The 18,586-nt window shown below is 67.2% G+C and carries 17 protein-coding genes; 10 read left to right on the top strand and 7 right to left on the bottom strand.

Annotation, left to right across the window (positions count from 1 at the left end; all coding sequences use genetic code 11):
- The first annotated feature begins 270 nt into the window (after window positions 1-270).
- The 5 genes from BT264_RS29170 (at window position 271) to BT264_RS29150 (ending at window position 5,545) form a co-directional block, all read left to right on the top strand.
- Window positions 271-942, top strand: coding sequence for a lysoplasmalogenase (locus tag BT264_RS29170; protein WP_072443306.1), 672 nt, complete (start codon window positions 271-273; stop codon window positions 940-942).
- A gap of 247 nt (window positions 943-1,189) precedes the next feature.
- Window positions 1,190-2,770, top strand: coding sequence for a flavin-containing monooxygenase (locus BT264_RS29165; RefSeq protein ID WP_072443307.1), 1,581 nt, complete (start codon window positions 1,190-1,192; stop codon window positions 2,768-2,770).
- Between the two features lie 21 nt (window positions 2,771-2,791).
- Complete coding sequence (locus BT264_RS29160; protein WP_072443308.1) at window positions 2,792-3,727, top strand: SDR family NAD(P)-dependent oxidoreductase; 936 nt, start codon at window positions 2,792-2,794, stop codon at window positions 3,725-3,727.
- Window positions 3,724-4,629, top strand: a complete 906-nt coding sequence (locus BT264_RS29155; protein WP_072443309.1) for a metal-dependent hydrolase — start codon at window positions 3,724-3,726, stop codon at window positions 4,627-4,629. The genes BT264_RS29160 and BT264_RS29155 overlap by 4 nt, the downstream gene beginning before the upstream one ends.
- 4 nt (window positions 4,630-4,633) lie before the next feature.
- Window positions 4,634-5,545 (top strand): alpha/beta fold hydrolase, encoded by a 912-nt coding sequence (locus BT264_RS29150; RefSeq protein ID WP_072443310.1) that lies wholly within the window; start codon window positions 4,634-4,636, stop codon window positions 5,543-5,545.
- On the opposite strand, the gene BT264_RS29145 is transcribed toward BT264_RS29150, so the two are convergent.
- Together BT264_RS29145 and BT264_RS29140 are read right to left on the bottom strand one after the other, a co-directional pair.
- Window positions 5,500-6,060, bottom strand: coding sequence for a putative glycolipid-binding domain-containing protein (locus BT264_RS29145; protein ID WP_072443312.1), 561 nt, complete (start codon window positions 6,058-6,060; stop codon window positions 5,500-5,502). The two genes, BT264_RS29150 and BT264_RS29145, sit on opposite strands and share 46 nt — an antisense overlap.
- 88 nt (window positions 6,061-6,148) lie before the next feature.
- Entirely contained in the window at window positions 6,149-7,693 is a 1,545-nt protein-coding gene (locus tag BT264_RS29140; protein WP_072443314.1) for a Fic family protein, read from the bottom strand.
- Window positions 7,694-7,977: 284 nt separating this feature from the next.
- Between BT264_RS29140 and BT264_RS29135 the strand changes: the two genes are divergently transcribed.
- The 5 genes from BT264_RS29135 to BT264_RS29115 all read left to right on the top strand — a co-directional run bounded on the left by BT264_RS29135 (window position 7,978) and on the right by BT264_RS29115 (window position 15,143).
- The gene (locus BT264_RS29135; protein WP_072443316.1) at window positions 7,978-8,871 is read left to right on the top strand and encodes an urea transporter; all 894 of its coding nucleotides are present in this window, start codon (window positions 7,978-7,980) and stop codon (window positions 8,869-8,871) included.
- Complete coding sequence (locus BT264_RS29130) at window positions 8,846-9,622, top strand: class II aldolase/adducin family protein (RefSeq protein ID WP_072443318.1); 777 nt, start codon at window positions 8,846-8,848, stop codon at window positions 9,620-9,622. The genes BT264_RS29135 and BT264_RS29130 overlap by 26 nt, the downstream gene beginning before the upstream one ends.
- Window positions 9,623-9,669: 47 nt before the next feature.
- The gene (locus tag BT264_RS29125) at window positions 9,670-9,858 is read left to right on the top strand and encodes a 4-oxalocrotonate tautomerase (RefSeq protein WP_072443320.1); all 189 of its coding nucleotides are present in this window, start codon (window positions 9,670-9,672) and stop codon (window positions 9,856-9,858) included.
- 105 nt (window positions 9,859-9,963) lie between these two features.
- Entirely contained in the window at window positions 9,964-10,185 is a 222-nt protein-coding gene (locus BT264_RS29120) for a hypothetical protein (RefSeq protein ID WP_072443322.1), read from the top strand.
- Window positions 10,186-10,301: 116 nt separating this feature from the next.
- Window positions 10,302-15,143 (top strand): NAD-glutamate dehydrogenase, encoded by a 4,842-nt coding sequence (locus BT264_RS29115; protein ID WP_072443324.1) that lies wholly within the window; start codon window positions 10,302-10,304, stop codon window positions 15,141-15,143.
- Window positions 15,144-15,157: 14 nt separating this feature from the next.
- On the opposite strand, the gene BT264_RS29110 is transcribed toward BT264_RS29115, so the two are convergent.
- From BT264_RS29110 to BT264_RS29090, 5 genes are all read right to left on the bottom strand, one after another.
- Window positions 15,158-16,018 (bottom strand): class I SAM-dependent methyltransferase, encoded by an 861-nt coding sequence (locus BT264_RS29110; RefSeq protein WP_072443326.1) that lies wholly within the window; start codon window positions 16,016-16,018, stop codon window positions 15,158-15,160.
- A 7-nt stretch (window positions 16,019-16,025) separates the two neighbouring features.
- On the bottom strand, window positions 16,026-16,376 hold the full coding sequence (locus BT264_RS29105) for a VOC family protein (RefSeq protein WP_072443328.1): 351 nt from the start codon (window positions 16,374-16,376) through the stop codon (window positions 16,026-16,028).
- A gap of 1 nt (window position 16,377) precedes the next feature.
- Window positions 16,378-16,554, bottom strand: a complete 177-nt coding sequence (locus tag BT264_RS29100) for a ribbon-helix-helix domain-containing protein (protein WP_072443330.1) — start codon at window positions 16,552-16,554, stop codon at window positions 16,378-16,380.
- A 114-nt stretch (window positions 16,555-16,668) separates the two neighbouring features.
- A complete protein-coding gene (locus tag BT264_RS29095) occupies window positions 16,669-17,499 on the bottom strand; it encodes an arylamine N-acetyltransferase family protein (protein WP_072443332.1) in 831 nt (276 codons plus the stop codon).
- 123 nt (window positions 17,500-17,622) lie between these two features.
- The gene (locus BT264_RS29090) at window positions 17,623-18,309 is read right to left on the bottom strand and encodes a hypothetical protein (protein ID WP_072443334.1); all 687 of its coding nucleotides are present in this window, start codon (window positions 18,307-18,309) and stop codon (window positions 17,623-17,625) included.
- Window positions 18,310-18,586: the final 277 nt, after the last annotated feature.

Below are 18,586 nucleotides of genomic sequence, written 5' to 3'. Positions count from 1 at the left end.
TCGCGGCGATCATAGCAAGCCGAATTGGAGCCGTTGCCCCGGTTCAGCAGGGGCAACGCGTTGAAAAAATCCGGCGGCAACGCCCGCGCATCGTCACCCGGCAGCACCGGATCGCGGCGGCGGCGGGCACACACCTGCACGTGTCATCCCGACCGCGTCCTAGAAGGATTCGCCGGTTTTCGCACGCCCTTTCTTCCGGATAATGGCCGCAGCCGCGCCGACGACGACGCGCCGTCCACCGCAGACAACAACAAACCGGAGACACCCGCCTTGATCGCCACGCTTCCCGCCACCTATCGCCGGCTCTGGCCGCTCGCCGTCGCCGCCGCGCTGCTGTACGGACTGTCGCTCGCCGCCGCGCCCTATCCGGGCCAGGCCGCCGCGAAAGCCGCGATGGGCATCCTGCTGCTCGCGGCGGGCAGCACCTGCGGCGCGCCGCGCGAACGCGCGTGGCTGTGCGCGGCGCTCGCGACGGCCGTGCTCGGCGACGTGCTGCTCGCGCTGCCCGACTGGCCGCTGTCGTTCGTCCTCGGCCTCGGCGCGTTCCTGCTCACGCACCTGTGCTATTGCGCGATCTTCCTGCGCTGGCGCGCGCGGCCGCACGGCTGGCGCATCGCCGCGCTGGTCGGGCTGTGGATCGCCGCGCCCGCGTTCTACCTCGCCTTCTTCCCGCACCTCGGCGAGCTGCTGGCGCCGGTCGCCGTCTACATGCTCGTGCTGTGTGCGATGGCGAGCTTCGCGCTCGCCGCCCGCACGCACGGCCCACTGGTGGCCGTCGGCAGCCTGATCTTCGTCGGCTCCGATACGCTGATCGGCAGCGGCCGCTTCCTCGGCGGTTTTCCGGGCATCGACTACCTGATCTGGGGCCTCTACGCGCTCGCGCAGGTCACGATCGTGGCCGGGGTTTTCCATGAGACGGCCGCCCGATCGATCCGCCCCTGATTCCGTTTCAAACAGACCGCCGCGTGCCGGCGGTCTCGTCCACCGCTGCTCTTGCCCCATCGACGGGCCTTTCCGCGAATTCCGCAATGCGGGAAACGGGCCGTTCCAAACCCCGCTCAGCCTTTTCCCGCCTGGTTTTCCGGCCCTTAGAGCGCCGCTTCTAGCCTCTTGCGGTTTCCGGGCTCACCCACTATCGTTACATCAACCAATGTAACATTAAAAAATGAGCCAAATCGGAGACACCCGGATGAATGCTCGCACGTTGCCTTTCGGTCCGCCCGGCCATGACGGCCTGGACGAAACCATCGACATCGCCATCATCGGCACCGGCTTCGCCGGTCTCGGGATGGCGATCCGCCTGCGCCAGACAGGCGTGACCGACTTCGTCGTCCTCGAGAAGGCCGCGTCGGTCGGCGGCACGTGGCGCGACAATCATTACCCCGGGTGTGCATGCGACGTGCAATCGCACGTCTATTCGTTCTCGTTCGCGCCGAACCCGCGCTGGACGCGCATGTTCGCGCCGCAGCCGGAAATCCGCGCGTATCTGGAAGACTGCGTGCAGCGCTTCGGGATCGGCCCGCACCTGCGCCTGAACCACGAGCTGCAGCGCGCCGAGTACAACGAAGCCGCGCAACGCTGGCGCCTCACGTTCGCGAACGGCAAGCGGCTGTCCGCGCGCGTGCTGGTGTCGGGGATGGGCGGCCTGTCGCGCGCCGCGCTGCCGGCGATTCCGGGCGTCGAGAACTTCCGGGGCCGCGCGTTCCATTCGCAGCAGTGGGATCACGACTACGCGCTCGAAGGCAAGCGCGTCGCGGTGATCGGCACCGGCGCGAGCGCGATCCAGTTCGTGCCGCAGATCGCGCCGCGCGTGAAGGCGCTCGCGCTGTTCCAGCGCACGCCGCCGTGGATCATGCCGAAGCCCGACCGCAACCTGACCGGGTTCGAGAAATGGCTGTTCCGCACGTTGCCGTTCACGCAGAAGGTGGTGCGCAGCGGCATCTACTGGATGCTCGAATCGCGCGTGCTCGGCTTCGCGATCCATCCGTCGCTGATGAAGAACGTGCAGAAGCTCGCGCTGCGCCATATCCGCAAGCAGATTCCCGATCCGGAGCTGCGCAAGACCGTCACGCCGAACTATACGCTCGGCTGCAAGCGCGTGCTGATCTCGAACGACTACTACCCGGCGCTGTCGCGCAAGAACGTCGACGTGATCACGACCGGTATCGACCATATCGAAGCCGACGCCGTCGTGACGACCGACGGCAAGCGACACGAAGTCGACTGCCTGATCTACGGCACCGGCTTCCAGGTCGCCGATCCGTATCCGCGCGGCGCGATCGTCGGCCGCGGCGGCCTCGACATCGTCGACGCATGGCGCGACGGTGCGCATGCGTATCTCGGCTCGACGCTGCCCGGCTACCCGAACTTCTTCATGATCGTCGGCCCGAACACGGGCCTCGGCCACAACTCGATGGTGTTCATGATCGAGTCGCAGATCGAATACATCCTCGGCGCGCTGCAGGCGATGCGCCGCGAGCGCGCGGATGCGATCGAGGTGCGCCCGCTCGTCGAGGCGCAGTTCAACAGCGACCTTCAAGGCAAGCTGAAGAAGGCGATCTGGTCGACGGGCGGCTGCAAGAGCTGGTATCTCGATCCGCGCACGGGCAAGAACACGACGCTGTGGCCGGGCTTCACGTGGCGCTTCCGCCAGGCAACCGCGCGCTTCTCGATCGCCGATTACCACGCGTATCGCGCACCGCACGACACGATCGCGCGGCCAATCGCCGCGCCCGCCGCTTCCGCCTCCACTTCCGCCGAAGCGGCCTGAGCCAGACAAGGAGCCAACGACATGAGAGATTTCGCCAACAAGGTCGCCGCGATCACGGGTGCCGGCTCGGGCATGGGCCGCTCGCTCGCGATCCAGCTCGCGCAGGCCGGCTGCCATGTGTCGCTCGCCGACAAGAACGGCGTCGGCCTCGCGGAAACCGAACGGATCGTCCGCGCGATCGCGCCGAACGTGCGCGTGTCGACGCGCGTGCTCGACGTCGGCGAGCGCGACGCGATGTTCGCGTGGGCCGATGACACCGCGAAGGAACACGGCAAGGTCAACCTGATCTTCAACAACGCGGGGGTCGCGCTGTCGAGCACGATCGAAGGGATGGACTACAGCGATCTCGAGTGGATCGTGAACATCAATTTCTGGGGTGTCGTGCACGGCACGAAGGCGTTCCTGCCGCACCTGAAGGCATCCGGCGACGGCCACGTGATCAACACGTCGAGTCTCTTCGGGATCTTCGCGCAACCGGGCATGAGCGGCTACAACGCGACCAAGTTCGCGGTGCGCGGCTTCACCGAATCGCTGCGCCAGGAGCTCGACATGATGAAGTGCGGCGTGTCGGCAACCTGCGTGCACCCGGGCGGCATCCGCACGAACATCGCGCAGGCCAGCCGCGTGTCGAAGAACATGGTCGGCTTCATGGTCGCGAGCGAGCAGCAAGGCAGGGACACGTTCGAGAAGTTCTTCATCACGACCGCCGACGACGCCGCGCGCACGATCCTCGCCGGCGTGCGCCGGAACAAGCGCCGCGTGCTGATCGGCCGCGATGCGAAGGCCGGCGACTGGATGGCGCGCATCCTGCCGTCCGCGTACCAGGCACTCGTCGTGCTGGCAACGCGCCGCGAGGCCTCGAGAGCCCGCCGCGACGCCGCACGTGGCACGCCGGCGCCCGCACCGCTGCACGCCACCTACAACAACGCAGGTAATCAGGGAGGAGAACAATCATGACGACCCCGAACATGATGCCCGTGCGGCGCGACATCCGTTTCGCGCTGCCGCCCGAACGCGCGCGCGACTGGCACGTGCAGGGCGTGCCGGTCACGCACTTCATGAATGCGCTGTCGCTACTGTTTCCGGCCGGCGAACGCTTCTTCATGGATTCGGTGCGCAACTACCGCGACCGGATCGAGAATCCCGAGCTGAAGAAGCAGGTGCTCGGCTTCATCGGCCAGGAAGCGATGCACACGCGCGAGCACATCGAATACAACGACCTGCTGCAGGCGTCGGGTCTGCCCGCGCACAAGCTCGACAAGCGCCTGTGGACGATCCTCGGCTGGTTCAAGAAGGTGCTGCCGCACTCGATGCAGCTCGCGATCACGATCGCGCTCGAGCACTACACGGCGATCCTCGCGAACCAGCTGCTGTCGGGCCACGAGCACCGGATCGACGGCTCGGTCGAAGGCTACCAGCAGATGTGGATGTGGCATGCGATGGAGGAAACCGAGCACAAGGCGGTGTCGTACGACGTATGGAACACCGTGATGAAGCCGGGCCTCGGCAGCTACCTGCTGCGCACGGGCACGATGCTGACGACGACCGTGTTCTTCTGGGCGATCGTGTTCGACTTCCACGTGCGCCTGATGCGCGCGCACCGTCGCGAACACGGCAAGTTCGGCGGCATGTGGCGCCTCGTGAAGTACCTGTACGGCCCGAAGCACGGCGTGTTCCCGAACATCGCGCGCGAATGGCTCGATTACTTCCGCCCGGGCTTCCACCCGTGGGACCACGACAACCACCAGTACCTGCAGGGGCTCGACACGCTGCTCGCGAACATCGACGCGACCAACGCGCGCTACGCAACGCAGGCCGCCCCGCGCCGCGTGCCGCTGCACCCGGTTCCGCAGGCATGACGCGATGGCGCGCGCGCACGAGATGCTGACCGTCCAGTCCGGCGATGTGAAACTCGCCGTCTATGTAAGCGGATCGCGCCGCGCGCCGCCGCTGATCCTCGTGCACGGCTACCCCGATTCGGCGGCCGTATGGGCGCCGATCCGCGCACGGCTCGCGAAGCGCTACCGCGTGATCGCGTACGACGTGCGCGGCGCCGGCGCGTCCGATGCACCGCGCCGCCGTGCCGACTACACGCTCGCGCGGCTCGCCGACGACCTGAAGGCGGTGGCCGACGCGACCTGCGGCGGCCGGCCGTTCCACCTCGTCGGCCACGACTGGGGCTCGATCCAATGCTGGGAGGCCGTGACCGACCCCGCGTTCCGCGGCCGGATCGCGTCGTACACGTCGATCTCGGGCCCGTGCCTCGATCACGTGTTCCGCGCGAAGCTGCGGCTCGAGCAGAGCCTGAAGTCGTGGTACATCGCGTTCTTCCACCTGCCGCTCGTGCCGTCGCTGGTGTGGCGGCTCGGCGGCTCGGCGCTGTGGCCTCGCTGGTTGCAGCTCACCGAACGCGTGCGCGCCGAGCGCGACCCCGTGCAACTGAAGAATGCGCTGAACGGCCTGCAGCTTTACCGCGCGAATTTCCTCGCACGAGCACGCAAGCCGCGCGAACGGTATGCGCAGGCGCCCGTGCAGATCCTGGTGCCCGTGCGCGACCGCTACGTGACGCCCGAGATGTCGGTCGACCTCGACCGCTGGCTCGGCGACCACGTGCGCGAGGAAATCGACGGCACGCACTGGATCGTGCTGCGCCACCCGGACATGATCGCGTCGCGGATCGACCGCTTCGCGTCCGCGCACGAGCGGCCGGCGGTCACGACGGCCGCGGTTCAGCGCACCGCCGGCGTCGGCAGGCGCCTGAACAGCGTCTCGTAGTCGACGACGAGCCCGTCGTCGTCGATGTCCATCTCGGCCGTGAAATTCCGGAAGATGCCTTCGTAGCGGTAGCGCCGGCCCGGCTCGATGCACGCGTAGGCCTGCTTGACCGGCGTGACCTTCAGGTCCGGCGTCGAGATATACGCGACGTCGATCGGCCGCCGCTCGCCGCGCGCGAGCCCGAGGCGGCCGATCGGCAGCGAATTCGTGAACGGCGTCGCCGCGATGTCGATGTCGACGCAGCCGTCGAGCTCCGGCAGCGCGCGGCCCGCTCCGTCGTGCCAGTGGCCTGCGCCGTCGCCGCGCAGTTCGAGCGTGCCGCCGCCCATCACCTTGAGCACCGCATACGTCACGCGCCAGTGCGAATCGCACTCGACGCGATACGCGAGCCCGTATGCGCGGCCGTACCGCTGGCCGACCACCGCGCTTTCGACGACGATCCCGCCGCCGCTCCGGTCGAACGTCAGATGTTCGGCCCCGTCGCCCTCGAGCGACGCCCAACGCACTTCTCGCATCCTTCCGCCTCCGGGTTTACTCAATGCGAAGGATCGTCGCATACATCCCGACCATCCGGAATTTCACTGTCGACAAATCCAACGAGCGTCATTCGTTGTCGAAGTTCATGTCCCTGCCTTCAAACGAGGACCGGATAGCTTCCACGACTCGCGACGCCCTGCGCTCATTCTCCAGCTGCGGATACTGCTGCTTCAGCTTGCCGGAGATTTGCCAGCCATTTTCCTTGATGGAGCGAATGATACGGTCAGCATCCGGGCCCGGCATCTCCACGACCTCCTTGAGCCGCTCCTGGGCAAGCTGAAAGATCAGCAGCGTCCTGGCTTCATCGGCCATCTCCGTGCGAATCGTGTGCTCGACAACTCGCGCGGTATACAGAACGTGAGCCGTCAGATCCGGATAACGCCAAGCGAAGCGCGCATCTTCGTAGTTGTCGAATACGAAGTTGCTCAGCGTCCCGTCCTCATAGGTCACCAGTTCTCCGAACCGATAGGACGTTGCATAGCGGCGCATGAAGCAGCGAGAAAACACCTCGAGCGTGCGATCGTAACCGGCACGGAACTCCGTCGAACTCGTGATGGTTGCCGAGATCGGCAATATCACGCCATCCGGCACCGCCTTGTCCCGCACCAGAGAATCGTTGATCAGAAAGCGATGAATCCGGCCGTTGCCGTCTCGCATAGGGTGGATATATACGAAGCCGAATGCCAACGCAGCGGCACGTGCCAGCGGCTCTGCGCCTCGAGTCGCGGCCTCGAATTCACCGAGGCCCTCCAGCATCGCCGCCACGTCCTCGAACGCAGGAGCAATGTAATGCACGATATTCTCGCGCATCGTCGCCTGCCCGACAAAGACCGGCGAACGCCGCAACCCCAAACCGAACGCATCGTGGCCCAGAATGCCGGCTTGCAGAGTATGCAGGCTACGGTCGCTTAGTGGAGCGTCGATACGGCCGCAGTATTGCGCGATGACGTGTGCAAACCGCTGGATGCGGTCGGTCTGATCAGCCTCTTTCTCGATGAGAAAGCTCGCTCGCGACTCCTTGAACGTCAACCAGCTGGCTGTCCGCATCAGGATGTCGGCCCCGAAAACGCGATCCAACTCTCTCAATGCGGTGCCCAAGTCGAACTGCAGCGCTGCCTGCACCGCCGCGGTTCGCCGAACCAGCGGGCAGAACGCGGGCGTTCCCGGCAAGTTGTCGTGCACGCGCCAACGGCGAACGCGAAGCGACTCTGTGCGAGTAAGGTATTCAGTCGGAGAAACGGCGTTGACATAGCCGCCGTTGGTCACGTCAGGCACATTCAGGCGCCTGCCTGTCAGCCACTCGTACAGGAAACCCGCGCGTCGGGCGTATTGGCCAAAGGGAGCATTTCGGCACCACATTTCGATCGGCTCCGGTCCCACGGCTGCAAACAGGCGTGCGAAAAACTCCAAGTGAAGCTCTTCGTACTTGAGTCCGAATTCAAAATGGCCGGCGAAGTCGTCGGTGGGTCGATAGCTGGGCGGATACCGGTTTTCTACCTGCTCATCAGTTTCCCGGCTCGCACGTCCGGTGCCGATGACCGAATCGACACGCAGAGGTTGTGCGGGCGTAATACCGTAGCGAGCAGCCAGAGCCTTGAAGCCGACTTGCATGGAAAAATCTCCTACCGAGGCCGCGAAAATACTACCAATTTCCGGATCCTACCCGAAAACGCTAACGCGTTAGCATGGAGACGGAAAATCTAACGACGACCAAAATTTGCTACCAAAATAGAGAAGCTCCAAAAAAACGCTAATGCGCCTGACAAACGCATCCTGGACAACGCTTTCCGCCCCAATTCGGGGCGCCGCCCACAAATCCTGACTATCCAGGATTCCCTATTCCGGTGCATGACATTGTGTCCTATGCTCGCGGCTCGTCCTGTCCCGCCGCCATCATGCCTACCGCCCGCTCCGCCTCGCCGTCGATCGACCTGCGCATCCTGCTGCGCGGCATCGGGCAGATCGTGCTGCAGGCGAATGCGTTCACCGGCGCGCTGCTGCTCGCCGCGCTGGCGTTGACCGACGTGCGGCTCGCGTGCGCGGCGCTGGTCGGCTCGGCCGCCGCGAGCATGACCGCCGTGCTGTCCGGCGCCGAGCGCCGCGCTGTCGAACTGGGGCTGCACGGCTTCAATGGCGCGCTCGCCGCGCTGATCGCCGTGCTGCTCGCGCGCCATCCGCTCGCCGCGCTCGCGCTGGTGCCGCTGGTCGCCATCGGCGCGGCGCTCGTGCAACGCGCGATGCGCGCGCCGCTCGCCCGCTGGCGCCAGTGTCCATATTCGAGCCCGTGCCTCGCTGTTACCGCGCTGTGGCTGCCGTTTGTTGCGCTGCCGCATGCGAGCGGCGCAACGGCTGACGCGACACTGACACCTTCTTCCATCGCCGACGCGCTGCTCTCGGGCGTCGCGCAGATCACCTTCGCACAAGGCGCGTGGGCCGGCGCGCTGATCGTCGCCGGCATCGCCGCCGCGTCGCGTCGCGCGGCCGCGTTCGCGCTGGGCGGCGCCATCGTGTCAACCGTGCTGCTGCTCGCGCTCGGCGCGAACGGCACGTCGTTCGCCGACGGCCTGCTCGGCTTCAACGGCGCGCTCGCCGCGCTCGCGTTGGCGCCGCGCGGCCCGCGCGCCGCATTCGCGGCCGCCGCGCTCGCCGCACTGATCCAGTGGCTCGCGACATGCGCGGGCATCCCCACGTTCACGGCCCCATTCGTGCTCGCGTCGTGGGTCACGGTGGCTGTCGCGCGCCGCTTCACCCTCGGAGAACCCGATGTCGTCATTCGCACACCGTCCTGATGCCGTGAAACCCGGCGGCCCGATCTCGGACGCAGAACGCCGGCTGCGCGTCGATCTCGCCGCCGCGTATCGGCTCGTCGCGCTGAACGGCTGGGACGACCTGATCTACACGCATCTTTCCGCGACCGTGCCCGGCGAGCCCAGCCATCACCTGATCAACCCGTTCGGCCTCGCGTTCGACGAGGTCCGCGCATCGAATCTCGTGAAGATCGACCTGGCCGGCAACCGGATCGGCGACAGCGAACACGCGGTCAACGTGACGGGCTTCGCGCTGCATGCGGCCGTGCATGCAGCGCGCGCCGACGCCGTGTGCGTGATGCATCTGCACAATACGGCCGGCATTGCCGTGTCGATCCAGCGCGACGGGCTGTTGCCCGCATCGCAGCACGCGCTGCGCTTTCATGGCGACCTCGCGTACCACGACTACGAGGCGCTCGCGTTCTCGCCGGCCGAAGGCGCGCGGCTGACCGCGAGCCTCGGCGCGAAATCCGCGATGCTGCTGCGCAATCACGGCACGCTGACGGTCGGCCGCACCGTTGCCGAAGCCTATGTGCTGATGGATACGCTGATCAAGGCGTGCGACATCCAGGTGCGCGCGCAGGCGGGCGGCGGGCCGCTCGTGCTGCCCGCCCCGGCCGTCGCCGACCGCACCGCCGAACAACTGCGCGGCGGCGGCGCGATCGAAGGCGAACTGGAATGGCCGGCGCTGCTGCGCCGGCTCGACCGGATCGATCCGTCGTATCGCGACTGACGCCGCAACCGCGGCCGAATCGTTCAAACCCAACCGGAGCACCTGTCATGCCGACTTTCAATATCCAGCTGTTCGAAGGCCGCACCGTCGACCAGAAGCGCGAATTCGTCGAAGCGATCACGCGCGTCACGTGCGAGACGCTCGGCTGCGCGCCGGGCTCGGTCGACATCATCCTGACCGACGTGAAGAAGGAGAACTGGGCGACGGCCGGGAAGCTGTGGAGCGACGAGGGCTGACAGGCGTATCGCAGTCCCTACGGAACCCGCCGGGCAAAATGAGCTCGAACCAAGCCGAAGCCTGAACGGCCGCGCCGCGACGTCGCAGCGCTCGAAGGAGATCGCATGATCGAGAACACACGAATCGCCTCGGCGTTGAACGAGATGATCCTGTCCATGGGTGCGGAACTGGATCGATCGCTTCAGCAAGTCAAGGAAACCTGCCCCGAACACGAGTTCGCGACCTATCGCGAATTCGTCTCATCCTTGCTCACCACGATGCTGGTCGACTTCATGAATCCACTCTATGCACGGCACCCCGATCTGAAGCCCGAGCGGCTCGACTAGCGCGCGTTCGCGCCGTCTCCCGGCTCCGCCGTTGTGCGCCCGCACACCGCTTTGTCACGCAATCGGCGCATAATGCCGGACAGACGCAGCAGCCAATGGCCACCCGGGAGACCGCCATGGAAGCGAAGAACGAGGAAGTCGTCGCACACCTGCTCTCCGACGTCGTCGAATTCGCGCGCGAGCGCCTGCCCGAAGCCACGTTCCGGATCGTCGAACCTTTCCTGCGTCATTACTACGATTTCGTCGACGCCGACGATCTCCAGAACCGCAGCATCGCCGACCTGTACGGCGCCGCGATGGCGCACTGGCAGACCGCCCAGAAATACGTGCCGGGCAGCGAACGGCTGCGCGTATACAACCCGATCCTCGAACAGCACGGCTGGCATTCCGACCACACGGTGATCGAGATCGTCAACGACGACATGCCGTTCCTTGTCGACTCGGTGACGATGGCCGTCAACCGCCTCGGGCTCGCGCAGCATTCGGCGCTGCACCCCGTGTTCCGCATCTGGCGCGGCGCCAACGGCGGCATCGAGCGCGTCGACGCAGGCGGCGCGACGTCCGGCGACGGCCAGTCTCAACTCGCGTCGTTCATCCATTTCGAAGTCGATCGCTGCGGCGACGCCGCGCTGCTCGACACGCTGCGCGAGGACATCGCGCGCGTGCTCGGCGACGTGCGCGCATCGGTCGAGGACTGGCCGAAGATCGTCGACATCGTGCGCGCGACGATCAAGGACATGAAGGCGCGCGAATCGACCGCGGAAGACATCGAGGCGCGCGCGTTCCTCGAATGGATGGCCGCCGATCACTTCACGTTCCTCGGCCAGCGCGACTACGCGCTGGTGTCGGACGGCACCGGCTTCGGCCTGCGCGGCATCGAGGGCACGGGCCTCGGTATCCTGCGCGAATCGCTGCGCGCGTCGGGCGCGTCGGACGTGACGCCGCTGCCGAAGGCGGCCGCCGACATCATCACCGGCTCCTGGCCGATCTTCCTGACCAAGGCGAATTCGCGCGCAACCGTGCACCGGCCCGGCTATCTCGACTACGTGGGCGTGAAGCTCGTCGGCGCCGACGGCAAAATCACCGGCGAGCGTCGCTTCATCGGGCTCTACACGTCGACAGCGTATTTCGGTTCGTATGCCGAAATTCCGATCGTGCGCCTCAAGTGCGCGAATATCGTGCGGCGCGCGGGCTTCCTGCCGAAGGGGCATCTCGGCAAGACGCTCGTGACGGTGCTCGAAACCTATCCGCGCGACGAGCTTTTCCAGGCCGACGAGGACCAGCTCTACGACATCGCGCTCGGCATCCTGCGGCTGCAGGAACACCAGCGCACGCGCCTGTTCGTGCGCCGCGACCGGTTCGACCGCTTCGTGTCGTGCCTAGTGTTCGTGCCGCGCGACAAGTACAACACCGACCTGCGCCGGCGCATCGCGAAGCTGCTCGTCGACGCGTACAACGGCGTGAACGTCGAATTCACGCCGCTGCTGTCGGAATCGGCGATCGCGCGCATTCATTTCGTCGTGCATGCGGAGCCGGGCACGATGCCCGACGTCGACACGCGCGAGCTCGAGACGCGGCTCGTACAGGTGGCGCGCCGCTGGCAGGACGATCTCGCCGACGCACTGCTCGACGCGTTCGGCGAAGAGCAAGGCAACCGCCTGCTGCAACGCTATGCAGACTCGTTCCCGGCCGGCTATCGCGACGACTATCCGGCGCGCACGGCAGTGCGCGACATCGAGCTGATCGAGCGCGTGAAGGATTCGGGCCAACTCGCGATGAACCTGTACCGGCCGATCGAGGCCGGGGCGCGCGCGTTCCGCTTCAAGGTCTATCGCACGGGCGACCCGATCGCGCTGTCGCGCAGCCTGCCGATGCTCGAGCATCTCGGCGTGCGCGTCGACGAGGAGCGGCCGTACCGGATCCAGACGCAGGACGCCGCGCACGCATGGGTGCACGACTTCGGGCTCGAACTCGCCGACGATACCGAGTTCGACATCGAGCGCGTGAAAGGCCTGTTCGAGGATGCGTTCGACCGAATCTGGAGCGGCCGGATCGAGAACGACGATTTCAACCGCCTCGTGCTGCGCGCGCACCTGAGCGCGCGCGAAGTGACGATCCTGCGCGCGTATGCGAAATACCTGCGGCAGGTCGGCTCGACGTTCAGCGACGCGTATATCGAACGCGCGCTGACCGGCAATCCGGCGATCGCGCGCCAGTTCGTCGAGCTGTTCCTGCTGCGCTTCGACCCGCGCACCGGCGACACGCGCGACGTGCAGGCCGAACGGCTGCTGAAGGCGATCGAAGCTGCGCTCGACCAGGTGCCTAACCTCGACGAGGACCGCATCCTGCGCCAGTTCCTCGGCGTGATCAACGCGACCGAGCGCACCAACTACTTCCTGCTCGACGCGAACGGCGAATCGAAACCCTACCTGTCGTTCAAGTTCAATCCGGCGAAAGTGCCGGGCCTGCCCGAACCGAAGCCGATGTTCGAGATCTGGGTGTATTCGCCGCGCGTCGAAGGCGTGCATCTGCGCGGCGGGCGCGTCGCGCGGGGCGGGCTGCGCTGGTCGGATCGCCGCGAGGATTTCCGCACCGAGGTGCTCGGGCTGATGAAGGCGCAGATGGTGAAGAACGTCGTGATCGTGCCGGTCGGCTCGAAAGGTGGCTTCGTCGTCAAGAACCCGCCGCCGCCGGGCGATCGCGAAGCGTGGATGCGCGAAGGCATCGCGTGCTACCAGACGTTCCTGCGCGGCCTGCTCGACCTGACCGACAACCTGGTCGGCAACGCGATCGTGCCGCCGCCCGACGTCGTGCGCCACGACCCGGACGATCCGTATCTGGTCGTCGCCGCCGACAAGGGCACGGCCACCTTCTCCGACTACGCGAACGCGATCTCGCACGAATACGGCTTCTGGCTCGACGACGCGTTCGCGTCCGGCGGCTCGGTCGGCTACGACCACAAGAAGATGGCGATCACCGCGCGCGGCGCGTGGGAATCGGTGAAGCGGCACTTCCGCGAGATGGGCATCGATACGCAGACGACCGACTTCACGGTAGTCGGCGTCGGCGACATGTCGGGCGACGTGTTCGGTAACGGAATGCTGCTGTCGCCGCATATCCGGCTCGTCGCCGCGTTCGATCACCGGCACGTGTTCCTCGACCCGAACCCCGATCCGGCGGTCAGCTTCGCGGAGCGCCAGCGGATGTTCGCGCTCGAACGGTCGAGCTGGGCCGACTACGACCCGGCCGCGATTTCGGCGGGCGGCGGCGTCTATCCGCGCACCGCGAAGACGATCCCGCTGTCGCCGGCCGTACAGGCCGCGCTCGGCATCGACGCGCACGCGCTGCCGCCGACCGAGCTGATCCGCGCGATCCTGCAGGCGCCGGTCGACCTGCTGTACAACGGCGGCATCGGCACCTACGTGAAGGCCGCGCGCGAAACCCATCTGCAGGTCGGCGACCGCGCGAACGACGCGGTGCGCGTGAACGGCGCGGACCTGCGCTGCAAGGTGGTCGGCGAAGGCGGCAACCTCGGCTGCACGCAGTTCGGCCGCATCGAGTTCGCGCAGCGCGGCGGCCGCATCAACACCGATGCGATCGACAACTCGGCCGGCGTCGATTGTTCGGATCACGAAGTCAACATCAAGATCCTGCTCGGGCTCGTCGTCTCCGACGGCGAGATGACCGGGAAGCAGCGCAACGCGCTGCTCGCGGAGATGACCGACGAAGTCGGGCTGCTCGTGCTGCGCGACAACTACTACCAGACGCAGGCGCTGTCGATCGCGGGCCGCTACGGCGTCGAGCAGCTCGACGCCGAGGCGCGCCTGATGCGCTGGCTCGAACGCGCGGGCCGCCTGAACCGCGTGATCGAATTCCTGCCGACCGACGACGAAGTCGCCGAACGGCAAGCCGCGAAGCTCGGCCTCACGTCGCCGGAGCGCGCGGTACTGCTCGCGTACAGCAAGATGTGGCTCTACGACGCGCTGCTCGAATCCGACGTGCCCGAGGATCCGCTGGTCGCCGCGATGCTCGTCGACTACTTCCCCAAGCCGCTGCAGCAGCGCTTCAGCGAGCCGATGCGCCGCCATCCGCTGCGCCGCGAGATTCTCGCGACACACCTGACCAATGCGCTCGTCAATCGCGTCGGCTGCGCGTTCGTGCATCGGCTGATGGAGGAAACCGATGCGAAGCCCGGCGATATCGTGCGCGCGTGCATCATGGCGCGCGACGTGTTCGACCTCGATGCGGTATGGAGCGACATCGACGCGCTCGACAACCGCGTCGCCGACGACGTGCAGGCGCGCATGTTCGTCGACGTCGCGCGGCTGCTGGAGCGCGCGGCGCTGTGGTTCCTGCGTCATTTGCAGTCCGGCGCGGTGGCCGACGGCGGCGTTGCCGAGCTAATCACGCGCTGCCGCGACGCGGCGCAGCGGCTCGCGCCGCAACTGCCGTCGCTGCTGCCGGCCGACGCGCTCGATGCGCTGTCCGAGCGGCAGCGCGTGCTCGTTGAAGCCGGCGTCGACAGCGCGCTCGCCGTGCGCGTCGCGAGCGGCGACATCTCGGCCGCGCTGCTCGACATCGCCGAAGTGGCCGCGACCTGCAACCGCAGCCTCGAACTCGTCGCGGGCGTCTATTTCTCGCTCGGCACGCTGCTCAATTACGGATGGATCGGCGAACGCGCGGCGACGCTGCCGACGCCCACGCACTGGGACATGCTCGCACGCGCGGCCGCGCTCGCGGAAGTCGCGCGGCTGAAGCGCACGCTCGCAACGAGCGCGCTCGCGGAATCGCCGGATTCGACCACACCGGAGACGATCGTCGGCGCGTGGCGCGAGCGCCGTGACGCCGCGCTCGCGCGCTACGAGCACCTGCTCGCGGACCTGCGCGCGTCGGGCGGCGCCAGCCTCGCGGTACTGCTCGTGATCGTGCGGGAGATGGCCGTGCTCGAACGCGCGTGACGGTTCGGGCAGGGTCAGACCGTCGCGACCAGCAGCTCTTCCGCGTTGTTCGGCGGCCGCAGGCCATCCGCGCGATCGGCGAAATAGCGACGCGTCAGTTCAGCGGCCGATACGTGCGCGGCAGCCGCGAAGCCGGCCTCCAGCGCGAGCGCCTGGAGCTGCGCCGGCATGAAGAAGCTGATGAACGGCGTACCGCTCGCGCGCGCGCCCTTCGCGGCCATTTCGAGCCCCGGGCGCACGTCCGGATCCGCGTTCTCCAGCGGCAGCAGGAACGTCATCGCGAGCGTCGAGCCCGGCGCGAGCGACGCGACTTCGCGCAGCGCGGCCGCGTTCGCTTCGCGCGTCAGGTACATGCTGACGCCGGTGGACACCACGACCGCCGGCTTGCCGGCATCGAAGCCCGCGCCGACGAGCGCATCGCGCCACGACTGCTTCGCCTCGAAATCGACCGGCACGAAGCGCAGCCAGTCGGGCACGCCGAAGCCGAGTTCGACCAGGCGGCGTTGCTTCCATGCCTGCGGCGCCGGCGGGTCGACTTCGAAGACGGTCACGCGCGACGCCATGTCGGGCCGGCGCTGCACGAAACTGTCGAGGCCCGCGCCGAGGATCACGTACTGGCTCACGCCGCGCGCGGCCTGCTCGGCCACGAGATCCTCGATGAAGCGCGCCCGCGCGACGATCGACGCGCGAAACGGCCGCGTGAACTGCGGATCCATGTCGCCGCGCTGCTGCCAGCCCGGCGCCGGCGCGAGCAGTCGAAGCCCGACTTCGTCGGCGAGCACGTGCGGCGGCGCGTCGAGTTCGACGTGCAGCGCGCGCCACAGCGCGACGCGCGCGGCGGTGCTGTCGGGGGCGTCTTCGCGGGTATCGGTCATCGCGGCCTCACGCGCCCTGCTTGCCCGGCGCCTGCAGCCGCCACACGCGGCCGTCCGGGTCGCGCACGGTCATGTCGCGCGTGCCCCAGTGCGTGTCCTCGAACGGCGTGACGACATCGACGATCGGCTGCGGCCGCACCGCCTGCTCGTCCGGCACCTTGAGCACGACCTGCATGTCCGGCTCCTCGCCCGGCGGCACTTCGGCGATGAACAGAAAAGGACCGTCGCCGCTGCGTAGCCGGCCCGAGTTGTGATCGGTTTCGAATTCCAGCGTGAAGCCCAGCGCCTGGAAGAATTTCGCCGACTTGCCCCAGTTGTGCGTCGTCAGGTACACGGCTTCGATTCGCTCGGATGACATGTCAATCCTCCTTGGTGGACGGCCCCGCGCCCGGCGGCGGCGCGGCCAGGTATGCGCGCAACGCGTCGGCCACCAGCGCGGACAGCGATTGCTCCGTTTCGATGGCGCGATGCTTGACCTGCCGGATCAGGCCAAGCGGCAGGTACACGTTGAATTGCTTCACTTCTTCGTCGGTCATGAAGGCTAGTATGCTAGCAATCTAGCAAAAGTCAACTGCGGGCGATGGCAAGGGATGTCTCGGTCGGGCGCGGCCAGCGTGCGGGCCGCCTTCAGATATCGTGCGTTCGCGCGTCTACTTCGCGGCGCGCGCCGCCAGCCGCGCAAACAGCGTGTCGAGATCGAACCCTGCCGTATCGATGCCGATCGTGTCGCGCAGGCACGCGCCCCACGCGGCCGCGTCGTCGAACGTGACGGTGCGTCCGGCCCCCGCCGCGTCGCGCAGCGTCAGCGCGGTGTTGAGCAGCGCCGCGCGGCCGTCCGGCAGCACGCGGCATGCGATCAGGTCGTTCACGAAGATCGATTCGGGATACGTCGACGTAAACCAGTTCGCGGCGTCGTAATCGATCCACTCGGCCGGCTTCAGCGAGAAACGGTAAGTGGTCTGCCAGCCGTCGGGGATCTCGAACTGCATGTCGAATTCGCCGTCGACCGGCGCGTCGATCACGCGAAACGCGCCATGCGGCGTCAGTTGCCGCTCGCCCGGCACGAAGCGCAGCGGCGCGGTCAGCGTCGCGCTGCCGAAGCCGATGTCCGCGAGCCAGACCGCATCGTCGAGATCGATGCGCAGCAGCATGTGCGTCTGCGCGGTGACGATCTCGGGCGGCCGCATCCAGCGCACGCGCGCGATCAGCGGCGTCACGCGAAAACCGATCGTCGTGAGCGCGGTATGGAACAGCTTGTTGAGTTCGAAGCAGTAGCCGCCGCGGCGGCGCCCGATCACCTTGTCGACGATCGCGGGTAGGTCGAGCGCGACGCGCGCGCCGGTCAGCGGATTGAGGTTTTCGAACGGAATCGCCTGCGGGTGCAGCAGATGCAGCCGGCGCAGCACGTCGAGCGTCGGCTCGGCCGGGCCGTCGTAGCCGATGCGGGAGAAATAGCGCGAGAGGTCGAACGAGTCAGTCATGAACCTGCACCGGTAAAAGGGACACGCCACGATAGCATCGCGCGAAATCCCCATGTTGTGCGGGGCGATTGTCCGTCGTCACGCGCGATGCCGGCACCGCACCGCGCGCAGCCCCGCGCAACGTTACGGCAGCAGCTTCAGCGCGGACGACGCGACCGACGGCACCGAAATGCCCTGGCTCGTCGCGAACTGCACGGCCTGGCTGAGCGTCGCCGCGAGCGACTGCAACTGGCCCGGCGCGCTTTGCGCGATATACGACGCGGCCTGCATGTTCTGCGGATTCAGGCCCGACTGCAGCAGCGACGCGGCACTGGTCGAACCGAGATTGCCGAGCCCCGACTGCAGTTGCGAATACTGCGTGAGCCCCTGGCCGAGCGACGCGAGGCCGTTGCTGAACGCCTGCTTGTCGATCGGGCCGTGCGACGCGCCGCCGCTCGCGAAAGCCTGGCCGAGCGCCTGCGACACCGACTGCTGCGCGCCGCCCATCTGCGACAGCGCGGCCGGCGTCAGCGCGTTGCCGCCGGCCAGCTGGCTCGCGGCCTGCTGCGCCTGCCCGGCCGCGCCGGTCAGCCCCATCGCCGACGCGAGCGTCGACTGGCCGGACAACACCTGCTGGTTCGCACCGACATACGCCTGCAGCAGTTGCGCGATGCCTCCCTGCGCGGGCGCCGCCTGTTGCTGGCCGCCGCCGAGCAGCGACGCGCCGAGCGACTGCAGATCGAGCTGCGCGTGCGCGGCGCCGCTCACCAGGATGCCGAATGCGATGCCTGCCGAGGCCAGATGCCTGCCCGTCGCGCGAATGTGCTTCATGTGTTTCCCTCGTGCCGGAATGATTGAGGCCGATATTGTCGAAGCGCGTCGCGCGCCGCCGCAACGACTGAAACACATCGAAACGAAATCACGTCGCGCGGCCGCTTGCAATTCCGCGACCGACGGACACGGTCGAGCGGATTCGTCCGCGGTTGATGCGCGATATCACGCCTGTGCCGGAATTCGTTCTCCGGTTGCGTGAATGACGGCGGGTTTCGGGCTCTGCGAGCGAAACCGCAAAACGTATCGCGGCCAGGAAACGCGTTCTCGCGGGCGT

Origin of the sequence: Burkholderia sp. NFPP32, from assembly GCF_900119325.1 — a bacterium.
In the GTDB taxonomy this organism is placed as follows: domain Bacteria; phylum Pseudomonadota; class Gammaproteobacteria; order Burkholderiales; family Burkholderiaceae; genus Burkholderia; species Burkholderia pyrrocinia_C.
The sequence above is the reverse complement of the archived record's forward strand: the minus strand, read 5'-3'. Positions and strand labels throughout refer to the sequence as shown.

Excerpts from the sequence above, each read along its gene's own strand:
- BT264_RS29095 (WP_072443332.1), bottom strand. The coding sequence starts at position 17,499 with ATGACTGACTCGTTCGACCTCTCGCGCTATTTCTCCCGCATCGGCTAC.
- BT264_RS29115 (WP_072443324.1), top strand. The coding sequence starts at position 10,302 with ATGGAAGCGAAGAACGAGGAAGTCGTCGCACACCTGCTCTCCGACGTC.
- BT264_RS29150 (WP_072443310.1), top strand. The coding sequence starts at position 4,634 with ATGGCGCGCGCGCACGAGATGCTGACCGTCCAGTCCGGCGATGTGAAA.
- BT264_RS29090 (WP_072443334.1), bottom strand. The coding sequence starts at position 18,309 with ATGAAGCACATTCGCGCGACGGGCAGGCATCTGGCCTCGGCAGGCATC.
- BT264_RS29145 (WP_072443312.1), bottom strand. The coding sequence starts at position 6,060 with ATGCGAGAAGTGCGTTGGGCGTCGCTCGAGGGCGACGGGGCCGAACAT.
- BT264_RS29130 (WP_072443318.1), top strand. The coding sequence starts at position 8,846 with ATGTCGTCATTCGCACACCGTCCTGATGCCGTGAAACCCGGCGGCCCG.
- BT264_RS29100 (WP_072443330.1), bottom strand. The coding sequence starts at position 16,554 with ATGACCGACGAAGAAGTGAAGCAATTCAACGTGTACCTGCCGCTTGGC.
- BT264_RS29110 (WP_072443326.1), bottom strand. The coding sequence starts at position 16,018 with ATGACCGATACCCGCGAAGACGCCCCCGACAGCACCGCCGCGCGCGTC.
- BT264_RS29160 (WP_072443308.1), top strand. The coding sequence starts at position 2,792 with ATGAGAGATTTCGCCAACAAGGTCGCCGCGATCACGGGTGCCGGCTCG.
- BT264_RS29135 (WP_072443316.1), top strand. The coding sequence starts at position 7,978 with ATGCCTACCGCCCGCTCCGCCTCGCCGTCGATCGACCTGCGCATCCTG.
- BT264_RS29165 (WP_072443307.1), top strand. The coding sequence starts at position 1,190 with ATGAATGCTCGCACGTTGCCTTTCGGTCCGCCCGGCCATGACGGCCTG.
- BT264_RS29120 (WP_072443322.1), top strand. The coding sequence starts at position 9,964 with ATGATCGAGAACACACGAATCGCCTCGGCGTTGAACGAGATGATCCTG.
- BT264_RS29125 (WP_072443320.1), top strand. The coding sequence starts at position 9,670 with ATGCCGACTTTCAATATCCAGCTGTTCGAAGGCCGCACCGTCGACCAG.
- BT264_RS29155 (WP_072443309.1), top strand. The coding sequence starts at position 3,724 with ATGACGACCCCGAACATGATGCCCGTGCGGCGCGACATCCGTTTCGCG.
- BT264_RS29105 (WP_072443328.1), bottom strand. The coding sequence starts at position 16,376 with ATGTCATCCGAGCGAATCGAAGCCGTGTACCTGACGACGCACAACTGG.
- BT264_RS29140 (WP_072443314.1), bottom strand. The coding sequence starts at position 7,693 with ATGCAAGTCGGCTTCAAGGCTCTGGCTGCTCGCTACGGTATTACGCCC.